Genomic DNA, 13,663 nt, shown 5'->3' with positions numbered 1-13,663 from the left:
GTGACGGCCCGGCGGTGACGGCCCGGCGGTGGCCCGCCGGGCCGCCGTCACGGCGCGTGCGCGCTCAGGAGCGTCCGGCGAACGCGTCGACCCCCGTCAGCCGGGCCGACAGCGCCCACAGACGGGCCGCCTGCTCCGGGTCGGTCGCCCAGGGCTTGACGCCGCTGGGGTGGGCCCCCTCGTCCGGGACCGGCTCGGCGATGTCGCAGTCCTCCAGGTAGACGCCGCCGAGGCCGTCCAGCTGGGGGGAGGCCGCCGCCCAGACCTGGGTGGCCGCGCCCTGCTGGGGACTCTTGAAGCCCTCCGGGTTCAGCGGGACGCCCCGCTCGTCCACCCAGCCGCGCTCGAACATCTCCTGGTGGGACAGATGGCGCTGCAAGGGGGTGATGATGGCGCCGGGGTGCAGGGCGAAGGCGCGGACACCGGCGTCCCGGGCGAGCCGGTCGAGGTGGACGGCGAACAGGACGTTCGCGGTCTTGGCCTGGCCGTAGGCCATCCACTTGTCGTAGCCGCCGCGCCAGTGGACGTCGTCCCAGCGGATCCCGGAGAAGTGGTGGCCGCGGGAGGAGACCGAGACGACACGGCCGCCGCCCGCCTCGATCGCCGGCCACAGACGGTTGACCAGGGCGAAGTGACCGAGGTGGTTCGTCGCGAACTGGGCCTCCCAGCCGGGCCCGACCCGGGTCTCGGGGCACGCCATGATCCCGGCGCTGTCGATGACGAGGTCGACCGCGCGGCCGGAGGCCAGGAACCGCTCGGCGAACGCGCGGACACTGTCCAGGTCGCCCAGGTCGAGGGTGTCCGTCTCGGCACCCTCGATCCCGTGCAGCGCCTCCTGCGCGGCGGTGGGACGGCGGGCGGGGACGAGAACGCGGGCGCCCGCCTTCGTCAGTGCCCGGGTGGTCTCCAGACCGATGCCGGAGTAGCCGCCGGTGACGAGCGCCAGCTTGCCGGTGAGGTCGATGCCGCGCAGGACGTCGTCGGCGGTGCTGGCCGCCCCGAAGCCGGAGCCGATCTTGTGCTGTGGCGTAGTGCTCATGCGCGGAACGCTACGGATTGGAGTGCTCTCGAAGTCAAGGGCGCACCCGGCGAGCCGCGGCCGGCGGGGGCGGGCAGGGGAAAGCCCCGGCCGGACGGGGGAATCACGGCCGGGGCGGACCTGGTGTGGGCACGCATGGCGGTCGCCTCTCGGCGAGACGCTCCACAGGGCTTCAGCCGAACGATCGTCCCTGTGGGCAATAGGTGAGGCCCGGGGACACTGTCCCATCCGCACCCACGTGGGGTTCAACGGCGCAGGGGCGCCCGGTGTTCCTGGCTCTGCCGCATTTTGGGGTGATCCGGCTCACTCCGCGGCGGTACGCGACGCCGGGCCGGACAACGGTCCCGGTGCCGGGCCCGTTGCCGGGTCGGATGCCGGGCGCGATGCCCGCTCGGGTGCCGAGCCCGGTCCCGGGTCCGCCGGAGACGCGTCCCGCGCCGACGCGGGTTCCGCCTCCGCGTCCCGCGCCGGCCCGGCTTCCCCCTCCCGGCCCCGCGCCCGGCCGGGTGCCGCGCCGGACGCGGCGCCCGGGACGGTCTCCGCCCACAGGCTCTCCGCCTGCAGCAGCAGCGACCCCAGCACCGTGACCGGGGCCGCCGCCCGGCCCGCGTGCTCCCGCAGCCCGTCCTGCAGCCGCCGGTGCAGCTCCCCCCGCTTCGCCTCCGGCTCCCCGCCGCCGCTCTCGTCGGCGGTGTCCGCGCCGAGCAGCCGGCCGCTCTCCGCGTGACACGCCCGCGCGATCAGTTCCAGCAGGTCGGCGTAGGTCCGCAGCACCGCCGAATCCGGCCGCTCCGGAGCGCGGTCCTGGTCGGCCGCGACCGCGAGCGTACGGGTGAGCGCCCGTACGTGCCCGGTGACCCGGCTCCAGCGCTCGTCCTCCGTCTCGGGCGGCACGGGCGACGGCGGCCGGCGCAGCGCACGCAGCGGACCGGCGGTCAGGCGCAGGCTCTCCCGGCTCCAGCGCCGGGCCGAGTGCAGCGTCTCCAGGCGGCGTTCGAGCCGGGCCGAGCCACGGGACCACTCGGCCGCCGTCCCGCCGTCCCAGTCACCGCCGCGCAGACCGCCCGCGACCGCGCACAGCACGTCGCCCGCCTCCCGCGCGACCGCCGCGAGGTTCTCCCGCACGTCCCGCAGGTGGATGGGCGGCAGGACGAAGGCGTTGACGGCCAGGCCGATCACCGCGCCGAGCGCCGTCTGCCACAGCCGGTGCCCCACCGAGGCGACGGAGACACTGCCCGTCGCCAGGGTGAACACGGCGGTGGTGGCACCGTAGATCCCCTGGTCGCCGAAGCGTGACCAGTTGGCCAGCAGCATCAGCACCGGCAGCGACAGCGCGAGCGCGGACAGGGTGCCACCGGTGACCGCCTGCGCGCCCGAGGCGAGCAGGGTCCCCGCGCCGATCGCCGCGCACTGCTGCCCCGCCCGCAGCAGCGAGCTGTACACCGTGGCCTGCACCATGACCAGCGCCACCCACGGTGCCATCAGGGCCATCGGGTCGCCCAGCCAGACCTTGGCCACCACCCAGGCCAGCAGCGCCGCCGCGGCGGCCTTGAGCGACTGCACGACCAGGTCGCGTTCCCGGCCGGGGCCGCGCACCACGGCCCGCAGGGAGCGGCCGACGCGGCGCGCCTCCTCGCCGACGGCGCGGCAGCAGCGGGCGCCGAGCCGCCCGCCGGGGGCACGGGCCGCGCGCCGCGCGCCGCGGCGCGGGGAGTGGCGGTCCGGCGGGGGAGTGGGTGCTGGGTTTTCCGGTACGCCCGTCATCGTGCCCGGGTATCCGCGCGGCGCGGTGTCTCATGCGGGGCGTGCGTCACATTCCCGGGCGGCGGCCCGCCGTGCCGTCGGGGCACGTCAGGCCAGCGGGCTGTCGGCGAGGGAGGCGAGCAGGTGCGCGGGGTCGTCGTAGACGGCCTGCGCACCGGCCTGCTCCAGATCGGCGCGCGGGATGCCGCCGCACAGCACGCCCACGCAGCGCACCCCGGCCCGGCTGCCGGCCCGCATGTCCCAGACGGTGTCGCCCACGAACACCGCGCGCTCCGCGGGCACACCGGCGAGTTCCAGGGCGTGCTGCACCGGTTCGGGCGCCGGTTTGCCCGCCTCGACGTCGTCGGCGCTCGCGGTGGCCGTGATGGCCTCGTCCGCGTCGATCGCCCGGCGCAGCGCGCCCAGTTCCGCACCGCTCGCCGAGGTGGCGAGGACCACCGTCCAGCCGGCCTTGTGCAGGTGGCGCAGGAGCCGGCCGGCGTCCTCGAGGGCCGGCAGCCGGTCGAAGTACTGGGCGTAGAGCGTGCTGTGGGCGTCGCTCAGGGCCGCGTCCTGCTCCTCGTCGCGGTCGTCGCCGAGCAGATGGGCGATCAGGTCGGTGGAGCCCAGGCCGACGGAGCGGTGGATGGCGTGCATGGGGACCCGGTGGCCCGCCTGCCGGAACGCCTCCCACCAGGTGGTGACGTGGAGGTGGTTGGTGTCGACGAGCGTTCCGTCGACATCGAAGACGGCGGCACGGTCCATCCGGTGTGTTCCCTTCTGGTGGAGAGGTCTCCTGGGAGATCTCCCGAGAGTCGGTGGTGCCGGCGGAGCCCGCGGGTCGGCGGGCCGGCGGCACCGGTGCGGGTACCACGTCAGCCGTCCCTCACTCCGGTCGGCGTCCGCCGCTCCCGGGCCCAGGCCAGCAGCTCGTCCAGGGACCAGGTGGTCACCACGCGTCCGGGCGGCACCCCGCACTCCTCGGCCCGCGCGCAGCCGTGGATCTGCCAGTCCAGTTGTCCGGGCGCGTGCGCGTCGGTGTCGACGGAGAACAGCGTTCCCGCCTCCACCGCGCGGCGCAGCAGCCGGCGTGGCGGGTCCAGCCGCTCCGGGCGGCTGTTGATCTCCACGGCGGTGCCGGTCTCGGCGCACGCGGCGAACACCTCGTCCGCGTCGAACTCCGACTCGGGCCGCCCCCGCCCCGTCACCAGCCGTCCGGTGCAGTGCCCCAGGACGTCGGAGTGCGGGTCGCGTACGGCGGCCACCATGCGGCGGGTCATCGCACGGGCGTCCATCCGTAGCTTGGAGTGCACCGAGACGACCACCACGTCCAGCCGTTCGAGCAGTTCCGGTTCCTGGTCGAGGGAGCCGTCGTCGAGGATGTCGCACTCGATGCCGGTGAGCAGCCGGAAGGGCGCCCAGGTCTCGTTCAGCCGGGCCACCACGTCGAGCTGCTCGCGCAGCCGGTCGGGCGACAGCCCGCGGGCCACCGTCAGCCGCGGCGAGTGGTCGGTCAGCACCGCCCACTCGTGTCCGAGGGCCGCGGCGGCCCGGCCCATCTCCTCGATGGGGCTGCCCCCGTCGGACCAGTCGGAGTGCAGGTGGCAGTCGCCCCGCAGCAGTGCCCGCAGCCGTTCGCCGCCCTCCGTGAGCGGCCGGTCCGCCTCGCCCTCCAGTTTCCGCAGATAGCCGGGCACCTCCCCGGTCAGCGCTTCGCGCACCACCTGGGCGGTCTTCGGGCCGACCCCCTTGAGCGACTCCAGCGACCCGTCCGAGGCCCGCCGCGCCACCTCCCCGGCGGGCAGCGAGGCCACCACCCGCGACGCCGTGCGGAAAGCGCGCACGCGGTAGGTCGGCTCCCGGGACCGCTCCAGCAGGAAGGCGATCCGGTCCAGCGCCTCGACGGGGTCCATCGCCACCTCCACCCCCAGGGTTGCCCGCCCCGGCCGCACCCGCACCCGCACCGGCACCGGCGGCCCCCTCCCGTTTGCCCCGGACGTCCCCGGGTACTGCGATGCCCCGTCCGCACGACGATCCCGTGCACGACGAAACCGCCCGTACGGCGTCCGGGTCCGTACGGCGATCCCGTACCGCAGGAGGTCTCATGTCCGCAGCTTCGTCGCAGGCCGCCCGGGTGGCCGTCGTCACCGGCGCCGACTCCGGCATCGGCCGCGCCACCGCCGTCCGTCTGGCCGAGGCGGGGCTGGACATCGGCATCACCTGGCACAGCGACGAGAAGGGGGCCGAGGAGACCGCCGAGGAGGTCCGCGCGCACGGGCGCCGGGCCGCCGTGGCCCGGATGGACCTCACCCGGCTGCCCGCCGCCGCGGACGCCCTGGACGAACTCGCCGGCGCGCTCGGCGACCGGATCGACGTACTGGTCAACAACGCGGGCACCGGCACCGCCACGCCCTTCGTCGACCTGCGTCTGGAGGACGTGCGCGAGGTGCTGGACGTGGACCTCGTCGGCCCGTTCCTGTGCGGGCAGAAGGCGGCCCGGCGGATGATCCGGCAGGGCGACGGCGGCCGCATCGTCAACGTGACCTCGGTGCACGAGCACCAGCCCCGGGTGGGCGCCGCCCCGTACTGCGCGGCCAAGGGCGGCCTCGGACTGCTCACCCAGGTGATGGCCCTGGAACTGGCCGAGCACGGCATCACCGTGAACGCGGTGGCGCCCGGTGAGATCGCCACGCCCATGACCGGCCAGGAGGACACGGACGTACGGACCGAGCACCGCCCGGGCGTGCCGCTCGGCCGCCCGGGCGACGCCCGTGAGGTCGCCGCCGTGATCGCGTTCCTCGCCGGTCCCGACGCCTCCTACGTCACCGGGGCGTCCTGGAGCGTGGACGGCGGGATGCTGCGCATGGGCCCGATGGCCGGCTCCCACCTGACCGGCGACGACTGGCGGCGCCCCTGAGACGGCCCGGGGCCGCCGCCGGCACCCGGCACGGCCCGGGCTCCGCCCGCACCCGGCACGATCTACGCTTGAAGACATGACCGAGAGCGCGAGTCCCTACATCTCCCGACCGCGGATCATGGTGCTCGGAGTCCAGCGGGCCGACCCGCCGTTCCGCATCATGGAGATCGACGGCGAGGTGATCGGCGAGGCGAAGAGCGTCACCGACGTCCTCCAGGCCGCGGCCGCGTTCGGCATCACCGTCCACGACCTGGACGACCCGGACGTGGTCCGCTGGGTGGGCGGCGACAAGTTCACCTGGCACTGACGAGGCCGCCCGGCGCCGGCCGCGCGCCTCCCGCCGCCCACCGCGTCCGGCCGCGCCGGACTCAGCCCACCGTCCACTTCTGGTTGGCGCCGCCCGTGCAGGTCCAGATCTGCAGGCGGGTGCCGTCGGCGGAGGAGTTGTTCGTGACGTCGAGGCACTTGTCGGCCTGCGGGTTGACGATGTCGTGGGCCGCCGAGACCGCCCACTTCTGGTTCGGGCCGCCGGTGCAGTCCCACAGCTGGACGGTGGCGCCGTCCGCGGTGCCGTTGCCCGTGACGTCGAGGCACTTGCCGAGGGCGCGCAGGCTGCCGTCGGAGCCCACCGTCCACTGCTGGGCGGCGGTGCCGTTGCAGCCGTAGAGCTGGACCGGGGTGCCGTTGGCGGAGTTGGCCCCGGCGACGTCCACGCACTTGCCGGCGAGCCCGCGGATGGCGCCGCCGGCGGACGTGCCGCCCGTGGTGACCGAGACGGAGTCCACGACGAGTTGCTGCGGGAAGCCGGTGGAGCCGTCCGGGTCGCCCGGCCAGTAGCCGCCCACCGCCAGGTTCAGGATGAGGAAGAACGGCTTGTCGAACACCCAGGTCTTCCCGCCCAGGTCGGCGGGTGTGCGCCGCTGGTAGACGGTGCCGTCGACCGACCAGGTGATCGAGCCGGGCGCCCAGTCCACGGCGAAGGTGTGGAAGGCGTCGGCGAAGGCCTGGCCGCCCGGCAGGGTGTAGGCGGCGCCTATGCCGCCCGAACCGGAGTAGCCGGGGCCGTGGATGGTCCCGTGCACGGTCGAGGGCTCGTACCCGACGTTCTCCATGACGTCGATCTCGCCCGAGTCCGGCCAGTTCACCGGGGTGCCGAGCATCCAGAACGCCGGCCACATGCCCTGCCCGCGCGGAATCTTCATCCGCGCCTCGACGTGCCCGTACTGCGCGGTGAACTTCCCCGAGGTGTTCAGCCGTGCCGAGGTGTACTGGCACGTTCCGTACCAGCACTGGTAGTTGGCCGGGTTCTCGCGCCGGGCGGTGATGACCAGGTGGCCCTGGCCGTCCAGGGCGGCGTTGCGCGTACCCGCCGTGTAGTACTGCCGTTCGTGGTTGTTGACGTTGTCACCGGTCTCCGTCTGCCACTTGGCGGGGTCGACGGCGGCGCCCGCGGGTCCGTCGAAGGTGTCGGAGAACGCGGTCACGGCGGCGGTCGAGGCGGCGGTGGCGGCCCCGGAGCGGGCCGAGGCGCCCGCCGCCTGCGCCCGCGCGGGGCCGACGGCGGCGGCGCCGGCGAGCACGGTGGACAGGGCGGCGAGGAGGCATCTGCGGAGCAGGCGTGGGGAGGTCACGGAACTCCCTTCCGTGCGGCGGCCCGTGCGCGGGCGCGCGGCAGTCGTGGGGGGACAAGGAGAGGGGGTGCCCCTTGATTCAAGTGGTGAATTAAGGGGGCGTCAATACTCCGTGCCGGAGTGGTCGGTACCTGGGGCGGAGCCCGCGCCGGGTCCTGCTGGCACCCGCACCCCGTCTCAGCCGTGTCGCGTGCCACCCGTGTCGCGTGTCACCCGTGTCGCCTGCGCGCGTGCACGGCCCGGCCCATGCGCCGCCCGAGCAGGAGGTGACCGGCCAGCGCACCGGTCGTGTTGAGGATGACGTCGTCGATGTCGAACGCCCGCCCGGTGATCAGCGCCCCCTGCGCGAACTCCACCAGGAGCATGACGAGCGCGGTGAGCAGCAGCACGCGCAACAGCCCGCGCGCCCGCGGCGCGACCACCGGTACCAGCACGCCGAACGGCACCCCGAGCAGCAGGTTCCCGCCGATCTGCTGGACCGCGTCCCGCAGCCCCGGCTCGTTCAGGTAGGCCCGCAGCGACCGGCCCGGGTGCAGGTTCGTGTGCACGAAGGACACCGACGAGGGCGACGGCTGGAGCGTCAGCCGGGCCAGGACCACGGCGAACGCCACCATGAACACGAAGGCGCACGCCATCGCGGGAAGGCGCAGCGGCCACGGCAGGGGCCTGCGGCCGTGCGGCTCGTCCCGCGCGTCCTGCGCCTTCGCGCTCTGAGCCTCCCCGCCTCGCGCGGCGGGCCGGGACCCGGCCGAGCGGGAACGGAACACGGTGAGCGGGTGGAAGGCGATCCTGCTCATGTCATCCTCCGTACGCCAAGTCGGCCTGCTGCTGGGCCGGTTACCCGCGAACGGCCCCGGGATGCAGGACCGGGCGGGCCGGCCGGGCCACCGGTTTCCGTTGCTGCTGTCGGGGCATCCGGGCACCGGACCCGCGCGCCGCCGCGCGCCCCGCGGCCGGGGCGGTGCTTGGATGCCGGGGAAACGGCGTCAGGGAACGTGACAGCACAGCGCAACAGCGCACGGCAAGGCAGAGCACGGCAAGGCAGCACACGGCAGCGGAACCAGCCCGGGGAGGTGCCGGTTGAACCCGCGTACGACACTCCTCGCGGTGGGCGAGGTGCTGGCCTGGTGGGCCGCGCTCGTCGTGCTGTGGCTCATGCTCATCAGCACCGTCTACACCCTGGAGTGGGTGGTCGGCGCCTGCGCCGCGGGCGTCGGCGCGCTGGTCGCACGGGCCGGACGGCGGGCGGTGAGCCGCAGGTGAACGGCTGGCTCGTCGCGGCGGCGGCCGTCCTGGCCGTCGGCCTCGGCACGACCCTGTGGGGCGTCGCCACCGGCCCGCTGGGACGCCGCGTCGTCGCGCAGAACCTCTCCACCGCCCTGGTCTGTCCCGGCCTGCTCCTGCTCTCCCAGGGCTACGGGCGCACCTCCTACGTCGACCTCGCCCTGCTCCTGGCCCTGCTGGGCCCCGTCGGCACCCTGGTCTTCGCCCGGCTGCTCGCCGACGAACTCGCCGAGGACCCCCCGCAGGCCTGGGCGGCGACCTGGGCCTGTGCCGGCGCCGGCGCGGCCGTCGTGCTGGTGCTGTGCGTGGTCGCCGGACCCGGCCGGGCCATGGTGAAGCTCCTGATCGTCGGGGCGCTGCTGGTCGGCGGGAACCTCCTCGCCTCGCGGGCCCTGTCCGGCGGTTTCCCGGGGGTGAGCCGTGGCTGACGCGCTCGTCGTCGTGGCCCTGCTCGCCGTCGCCGGCTGCGCCACCGCCGCCGTCGCCAACCGCGACCCCGCGCGCCAGGCGCTCGTCCTGTCCGTCCTCGGCACCGCCCTCGCCGTGCTCTTCACGGTCCTGCAGGCACCCGACGTCGGTCTGTCCCAGCTCGCCGTGGGCTCCGCCCTCACCCCGCTGCTCATCATGCTCTCGGTCCGCAAGGTCCGGCGGCGTTCCGCCCACGGCAAGAACGGCAGGCAGTGACCCCGCGCGCCCGCCTGTGGCTGGTGTTCCTCGGCGGCGGCGCTCTGGCCGCGCTGCTCGTCGCGGCCTGTCTGCGGCTGCCCGCGTTCGGCGGCCCGCGGCACCCCTACGGCGACCGTGCGGTCGGCGCCTCCCTGTCCCGGCACATCGCGAACACCATCGCCTCCGTCAACTTCGACCAGCGGGCCTTCGACACCATGGGCGAGATGACGATCCTCTTCGCGGCCGTCCTCGGCTGCGTCGTCCTGCTGCGCCAGGCCCGCGACGAACACCGCGATCCGCCCCTGCCCTCCGAGGTCGCCGCCCCCGTACGCCGCTGGGCCCTGGCCGTGCTGCCCGTCGCGCTGGTCACCGGCCTCTACGTCGTCGCCCACGGCCAGCTCAGCCCCGGCGGCGGCTTCCAGGGCGGGGTCGTCGCCGCGACCGCCCTGCACCTGATGTACCTGGGCGCCGACTACGCCGCCCTCGAACGCGTACGCCCCGTCGACGCGTACGAGATCGGCGACGCGCTGTCGGCCTCCGCCTACCTGGTCCTCGGCTTCGCCGGAGTCCTCACGGGCACCGCGTTCCTCGCCAACACCCTGCTGCCGTACGGGACGTTCAACACGCTGTCCTCCGGTGGCACCGTCCCGCTGCTGAACGCGGCCATCGGCATGGAGGTCGCCTGCGCCGTCGTCGTGCTGCTCGCCCGCTTCCTGGACCAGGCCGTCGAGATCGAGGAGGAGAAGGGGGAGTGAGCGCGCCGTGAGCGACGTCATGCACGTCCTTCCGTACCTGGTGGCCGCCTACGTGTTCCTGGTCGGCTGCTACGGGCTGGCCACCAGCCGGAACCTGATCCACGCCGTGGGCTGCCTGGCCGTGTGCCAGTCGGCGACGTACATCCTGCTGCTGGCGGTCGGGTACCGCGACGGCGGCACCGCGCCCGTCTTCTCCGACATCGCGCCCGGCTCGCGGCCCGTGGTGGACCCCCTGGTGCAGGCGCTCACGCTGACCGACATCGTCGTCGGCGCCACGGTCACCGCGCTGCTGCTCGCGCTGACGGTGCAGATCTCCAAGCGGCACGGCACGGTGGACCCCGACGAGCTGAGGGAGCTGCGCGGCTGATGCTCCGTCTGCTGCCGCTGCTGCCCGCCGTCCCGCTGCTGGGCGCGGCCCTCCTCGTCGCCGGCGGGCGCCGTCTGCCCCGCCCCGCCGCCGAGGCGTTCGCCTCCCTGGTCTGCGCCGGCACCGCCGCGCTGGCGATCTGGCTGCTCGCCGGCTCCTCGCCGCCGCTCACGGAGTGGGTGGGCGGCTGGTTCCCGGTGGGCGGCGAGAGCGTCGGCATCGTCGTGACCGGGGACGGCGCGAGCCTCGGCATGGCGGCACTCGTCTCGCTGCTCACGCTCGCCGCGCTGGCGTACTCCTGGCACTACTTCGACGAGCCGCCGCGCGGTCACGCCGGTTCCTTCCCCGCGCTGATGCTGCTCTTCCAGGGCGGCATGTGCGGGTTCGCGATCGCCGCCGACCTGTTCAACGCCTTCGTGTTCTTCGAGCTGATGAGCGTCGTCGCGTACGCGCTGACCGGATACCGCATCGACGAGGCCAAGGCCGTGCAGGGCGGCCTCACCTTCGGCGTCGTCAACTCGCTCGGCGCCTACTTCATGCTCATGGGCATCGCCCTGCTCTACGCCCGCACCGGCGAACTGGCCATGGCGAAGATCGGACGGGGACTGGACGCCGCCGCCGGGCACCACGGCCCCGACGCGCTGGCCCTGGCCGGTTTCGTGCTGTTCCTGACCGGCCTGCTGGTGAAGGCCGCCGCCGTGCCCTTCCAGTTCTGGCTGCCGGACGCGCACGCCGTCGCGCCCACCCCCGTGTGCATGCTGCTGTCGGGGGTGATGGTGGAACTCGGCGTCTACGGCGTCTGGCGGGTGTACGGCACCGTCTTCTCCGGGCCGGGCGGCGTCCCCGCCGCCGACGCGACGCGGGCGCTGGTGGTGCTCGGCGTGCTGACCGCGGCCGTCGGCTCGGTCATGTGCTGGTACCAGCGGCACATCAAGCGACTGCTCGCCTTCTCCACCATCTCCCACACCGGCCTGTTCCTGATCGGCATCGGCGTACTGAAGGCCGGGGCGGACGACGGCACCGCGCTGTACGTCCTCGCCCACGGCGGTGTGAAGGCCGCACTGTTCGCCTGCGCGGGCATCCTGCTCGACCGCTACGGCAGCGTCGACGAGTTCTACCTGCACGGCCGCGCCCGGCGCCTGCGCGGTGTCGGGATCATGTTCGCCGTGGGGGCGCTGGCCCTGGCCGGGCTGCCGCCGTTCGGCACCGGCCTCGGCAAGGCGGTGAGCGAGGAGGCCGTCGGCGGCCCGCTCACCGTGCTCTACGTCGCGGCCTCCGCCCTCACCGGGGGAGCGGTGCTGCGCGTCGCCGTCCGGGTCTTCCTCGGGCTCGGACCCCGGCCCGAGGGGCGGGACGGCGGTGAACGCGACGAGGACGAGACGTCCGGCTCCGGTGAGGAGCCGGAGACCAGGCAGCGGCTGGACGAGGTCCCGATGACCATGCGCACGGTCCCGGCCGTGCTGCTCGCCGCGGCGCTCGCCGTCGGCGCGGTCCCCGGCTTCGCCGGCCGGGTGGGGCACGCCGTCGACGAGGCCGGGACCTGGGGGGTGTTCTCCTCGGTGCGGTGGACGGCGAGCGGTGTCCTGCTGGACCTGCTGTCCACCCTGCTGGCGGTCGCGCTCGCCGCGGTGGCCGTGGCCCGCCCGGGGCTGCTGGCCGCACCGGACTGGGCGCTGCCGCTGCGGCGCCTGCAGTCGGGGCACGTCGGCGACTACGTGGCCTGGCTGCTGGTCGGGGCCGCGCTGCTCGGTGCGCTGGCCCTGCCCGGCGTCCTGGGGTGACCCCTCCCGCCCGGTCAGTAGCATGAGCCCCGGCAGTCCGGAATGATCATGCGAGGAGCGGATCGTGCGAGACATCGCGGTGTTCAGCGGCAGTGCCCATCCCGACCTGGCGGCGGAGGTCTGCGCGCACCTGGGTGTGCCGCTCAGCCCCACCCGGGTCAGCCGGTTCGCCAACGACTGCCTGGAGGTGCAGTTGCAGGCCAACTGCCGGGAACGGGACGTGTTCCTGATCCAGCCCCTGGTCAAACCGGTGCAGGAGCACCTGGTGGAGCTGCTGCTGATGTGCGACGCGGCGCGCGGCGCCTCCGCCGGGCGCATCACCGTCGTCATGCCGCACTACTCCTACGCCCGCTCCGACAAGAAGGACGCCCCGCGCATCTCCCTGGGCGGGCGGCTGGTGGCCGATCTGCTGGTCGCGGCGGGCGCGAGCCGGGTCCTGGCGATGACGCTGCACGCGCCGCAGGTGCACGGCTTCTTCACGGTGCCGGTCGACCACCTGCACGCCCTGCGCGAACTGGCCGCGCACTTCAGGCAGTACGACCTGACCCGCACCACGGTCGTCTCGCCCGACCTCGGCAACGCCAAGGAGGCCGCCGCCTTCGCCCGGATGATCGGTGCCCAGGTGGCCGCGGGCGCCAAGCAGCGCTACGCCGACGACCGGGTGACGATCAGCTCGGTCATCGGCGATGTCGCCGGGCGGGACGTGATCGTGCTGGACGACGAGATCGCCAAGGGCAGCACGGTGCTGGAACTCCTGGACCGGCTGCGCGAGTCGGGGCCGCGCTCGATCCGGATCGCCTGCACGCACGGCCTGTTCGCGGCCGGCGCCCTGAAACGGCTCACCGAGCAGAGCGACGTGCTGGAGATCGTGTGCACCAACACCGTCCCGGTGCCGCTGGAGGACCACGCGGAGTACCGGGCCCACGGGGACAAGCTGCGGGTGCTGTCCATCGCCCCCGCGCTCGCCGAGGCGGTGCGCCGGATCCACAACGGGGAGTCGGTCAGCGCGCTCTTCGACGCGCCGCGGGACGAGTAGAGCGGGCCTGCGGCCGGGCGGGGGCGGCGTCCACGGCGGCGTCCAGGGTCGGCCGCGGGGGCAGGTGCCGGGACAGGCCGGTGACGGCGAGCACCCGCAGGGTCAGCGGGTGCGTGCACACCAGCAGCAGTTCCCCGCCCTGGCCGAGGACGCGGATCCGGGCCCGGTGCAGCAGGCGCAGCCCGGAGCAGTCGAAGAACTCCACTGCGCTCAGGTCGATCACCACCCGCGCCCCCGGCCGGGCGGTGACCCGGTCCAGGCGCGGCAGGATCCGCATGGCGGAGGCGATGTCGATCTCCCCGTGGAGCTCCAGCACGGTGTACCCGCGGTGCCTGCGGAGGCGCAGCTGCCGGGCGGGTGGCGCGGGTGCGGGTGCGTTCGCCACGACGACTTCGCCTCCAACCGGTGGGTTCGCTGCGGCGGGGGCGCGCTCAGGGAGCGCAC

General features: G+C 74.5%; 15 protein-coding genes and 1 pseudogene. 9 read left to right on the top strand and 7 right to left on the bottom strand.

All coding sequences use genetic code 11. The annotated features are described in order from the left end of the window. Positions 1-64: 64 nt before the first annotated feature. The 4 genes and pseudogenes from IG64_RS01890 to IG64_RS01875 form a co-directional block, all read right to left on the bottom strand. Positions 65-1,039 (bottom strand): SDR family NAD(P)-dependent oxidoreductase, encoded by a 975-nt coding sequence (locus IG64_RS01890; protein ID WP_037851189.1) that lies wholly within the window; start codon positions 1,037-1,039, stop codon positions 65-67. Positions 1,040-1,552: 513 nt separating this feature from the next. Beyond that, a pseudogene (locus IG64_RS01885) lies at positions 1,553-2,803 on the bottom strand (FUSC family protein); the annotation flags it as partial. An 87-nt stretch (positions 2,804-2,890) separates the two neighbouring features. After that, positions 2,891-3,547 carry an HAD family hydrolase gene (locus tag IG64_RS01880; RefSeq protein ID WP_037851188.1) on the bottom strand — a complete coding sequence of 219 codons (657 nt, stop codon included), beginning with the start codon at positions 3,545-3,547 and terminating at the stop codon, positions 2,891-2,893. Positions 3,548-3,657: 110 nt separating this feature from the next. Continuing rightward, positions 3,658-4,695 (bottom strand): PHP domain-containing protein, encoded by a 1,038-nt coding sequence (locus IG64_RS01875; protein WP_037851186.1) that lies wholly within the window; start codon positions 4,693-4,695, stop codon positions 3,658-3,660. Between the two features lie 191 nt (positions 4,696-4,886). On the opposite strand from IG64_RS01875, the gene IG64_RS01870 reads away from it, so the two are divergent. Together IG64_RS01870 and IG64_RS01865 are read left to right on the top strand one after the other, a co-directional pair. Then, positions 4,887-5,699 (top strand): SDR family oxidoreductase, encoded by an 813-nt coding sequence (locus IG64_RS01870; protein WP_051812246.1) that lies wholly within the window; start codon positions 4,887-4,889, stop codon positions 5,697-5,699. A 76-nt stretch (positions 5,700-5,775) separates the two neighbouring features. Next, the gene (locus IG64_RS01865; RefSeq protein WP_037851184.1) at positions 5,776-6,006 is read left to right on the top strand and encodes a hypothetical protein; all 231 of its coding nucleotides are present in this window, start codon (positions 5,776-5,778) and stop codon (positions 6,004-6,006) included. A gap of 61 nt (positions 6,007-6,067) precedes the next feature. Here the strand turns inward: IG64_RS01865 and IG64_RS01860 are convergent, their stop codons facing one another. Continuing rightward, positions 6,068-7,330, bottom strand: coding sequence for a lectin (locus IG64_RS01860; RefSeq protein WP_037851182.1), 1,263 nt, complete (start codon positions 7,328-7,330; stop codon positions 6,068-6,070). 209 nt (positions 7,331-7,539) lie between these two features. Continuing rightward, positions 7,540-8,127 (bottom strand): VanZ family protein, encoded by a 588-nt coding sequence (locus IG64_RS01855; RefSeq protein WP_037851180.1) that lies wholly within the window; start codon positions 8,125-8,127, stop codon positions 7,540-7,542. Positions 8,128-8,410: 283 nt separating this feature from the next. On the opposite strand from IG64_RS01855, the gene IG64_RS01850 reads away from it, so the two are divergent. The 7 genes from IG64_RS01850 to IG64_RS01820 all read left to right on the top strand — a co-directional run bounded on the left by IG64_RS01850 (position 8,411) and on the right by IG64_RS01820 (position 13,219). Then, positions 8,411-8,593 (top strand): hypothetical protein, encoded by a 183-nt coding sequence (locus IG64_RS01850; RefSeq protein WP_037851178.1) that lies wholly within the window; start codon positions 8,411-8,413, stop codon positions 8,591-8,593. Further along, on the top strand, positions 8,590-9,042 hold the full coding sequence (locus IG64_RS01845; protein ID WP_037851176.1) for an MrpF/PhaF family protein: 453 nt from the start codon (positions 8,590-8,592) through the stop codon (positions 9,040-9,042). Before IG64_RS01850 ends, IG64_RS01845 begins: the two co-directional genes overlap by 4 nt. Beyond that, complete coding sequence (locus IG64_RS01840) at positions 9,035-9,298, top strand: Na(+)/H(+) antiporter subunit B (RefSeq protein ID WP_037851174.1); 264 nt, start codon at positions 9,035-9,037, stop codon at positions 9,296-9,298. The genes IG64_RS01845 and IG64_RS01840 overlap by 8 nt, the downstream gene beginning before the upstream one ends. Then, positions 9,295-10,035 carry an MnhB domain-containing protein gene (locus IG64_RS01835; protein ID WP_037851173.1) on the top strand — a complete coding sequence of 247 codons (741 nt, stop codon included), beginning with the start codon at positions 9,295-9,297 and terminating at the stop codon, positions 10,033-10,035. The genes IG64_RS01840 and IG64_RS01835 overlap by 4 nt, the downstream gene beginning before the upstream one ends. A gap of 19 nt (positions 10,036-10,054) precedes the next feature. After that, complete coding sequence (locus IG64_RS01830) at positions 10,055-10,402, top strand: sodium:proton antiporter (protein WP_037851311.1); 348 nt, start codon at positions 10,055-10,057, stop codon at positions 10,400-10,402. After that, positions 10,402-12,183 carry a complex I subunit 5 family protein gene (locus IG64_RS01825; protein ID WP_037851170.1) on the top strand — a complete coding sequence of 594 codons (1,782 nt, stop codon included), beginning with the start codon at positions 10,402-10,404 and terminating at the stop codon, positions 12,181-12,183. Before IG64_RS01830 ends, IG64_RS01825 begins: the two co-directional genes overlap by 1 nt. Positions 12,184-12,247: 64 nt before the next feature. Then, positions 12,248-13,219, top strand: coding sequence for a ribose-phosphate diphosphokinase (locus IG64_RS01820; protein ID WP_037851168.1), 972 nt, complete (start codon positions 12,248-12,250; stop codon positions 13,217-13,219). On the opposite strand, the gene IG64_RS01815 is transcribed toward IG64_RS01820, so the two are convergent. Beyond that, entirely contained in the window at positions 13,185-13,604 is a 420-nt protein-coding gene (locus IG64_RS01815; RefSeq protein WP_037851166.1) for an anti-sigma factor antagonist, read from the bottom strand. The two genes, IG64_RS01820 and IG64_RS01815, sit on opposite strands and share 35 nt — an antisense overlap. Between the last annotated feature and the right edge of the window lie 59 nt (positions 13,605-13,663).

Origin of the sequence: Streptomyces sp. NRRL S-340 (assembly GCF_000720185.1) — a bacterium.
Classification (GTDB): Bacteria; Actinomycetota; Actinomycetes; order Streptomycetales; family Streptomycetaceae; genus Streptomyces.
This window is presented reverse-complemented; position numbering and strand designations above follow the sequence as displayed.

Excerpts from the sequence above, each read along its gene's own strand:
- IG64_RS01825 (WP_037851170.1), top strand. The coding sequence starts at position 10,402 with ATGCTCCGTCTGCTGCCGCTGCTGCCCGCCGTCCCGCTGCTGGGCGCG.
- IG64_RS01865 (WP_037851184.1), top strand. The coding sequence starts at position 5,776 with ATGACCGAGAGCGCGAGTCCCTACATCTCCCGACCGCGGATCATGGTG.
- IG64_RS01890 (WP_037851189.1), bottom strand. The coding sequence starts at position 1,039 with ATGAGCACTACGCCACAGCACAAGATCGGCTCCGGCTTCGGGGCGGCC.
- IG64_RS01875 (WP_037851186.1), bottom strand. The coding sequence starts at position 4,695 with ATGGACCCCGTCGAGGCGCTGGACCGGATCGCCTTCCTGCTGGAGCGG.
- IG64_RS01855 (WP_037851180.1), bottom strand. The coding sequence starts at position 8,127 with ATGAGCAGGATCGCCTTCCACCCGCTCACCGTGTTCCGTTCCCGCTCG.
- IG64_RS01870 (WP_051812246.1), top strand. The coding sequence starts at position 4,887 with ATGTCCGCAGCTTCGTCGCAGGCCGCCCGGGTGGCCGTCGTCACCGGC.
- IG64_RS01830 (WP_037851311.1), top strand. The coding sequence starts at position 10,055 with ATGCACGTCCTTCCGTACCTGGTGGCCGCCTACGTGTTCCTGGTCGGC.
- IG64_RS01880 (WP_037851188.1), bottom strand. The coding sequence starts at position 3,547 with ATGGACCGTGCCGCCGTCTTCGATGTCGACGGAACGCTCGTCGACACC.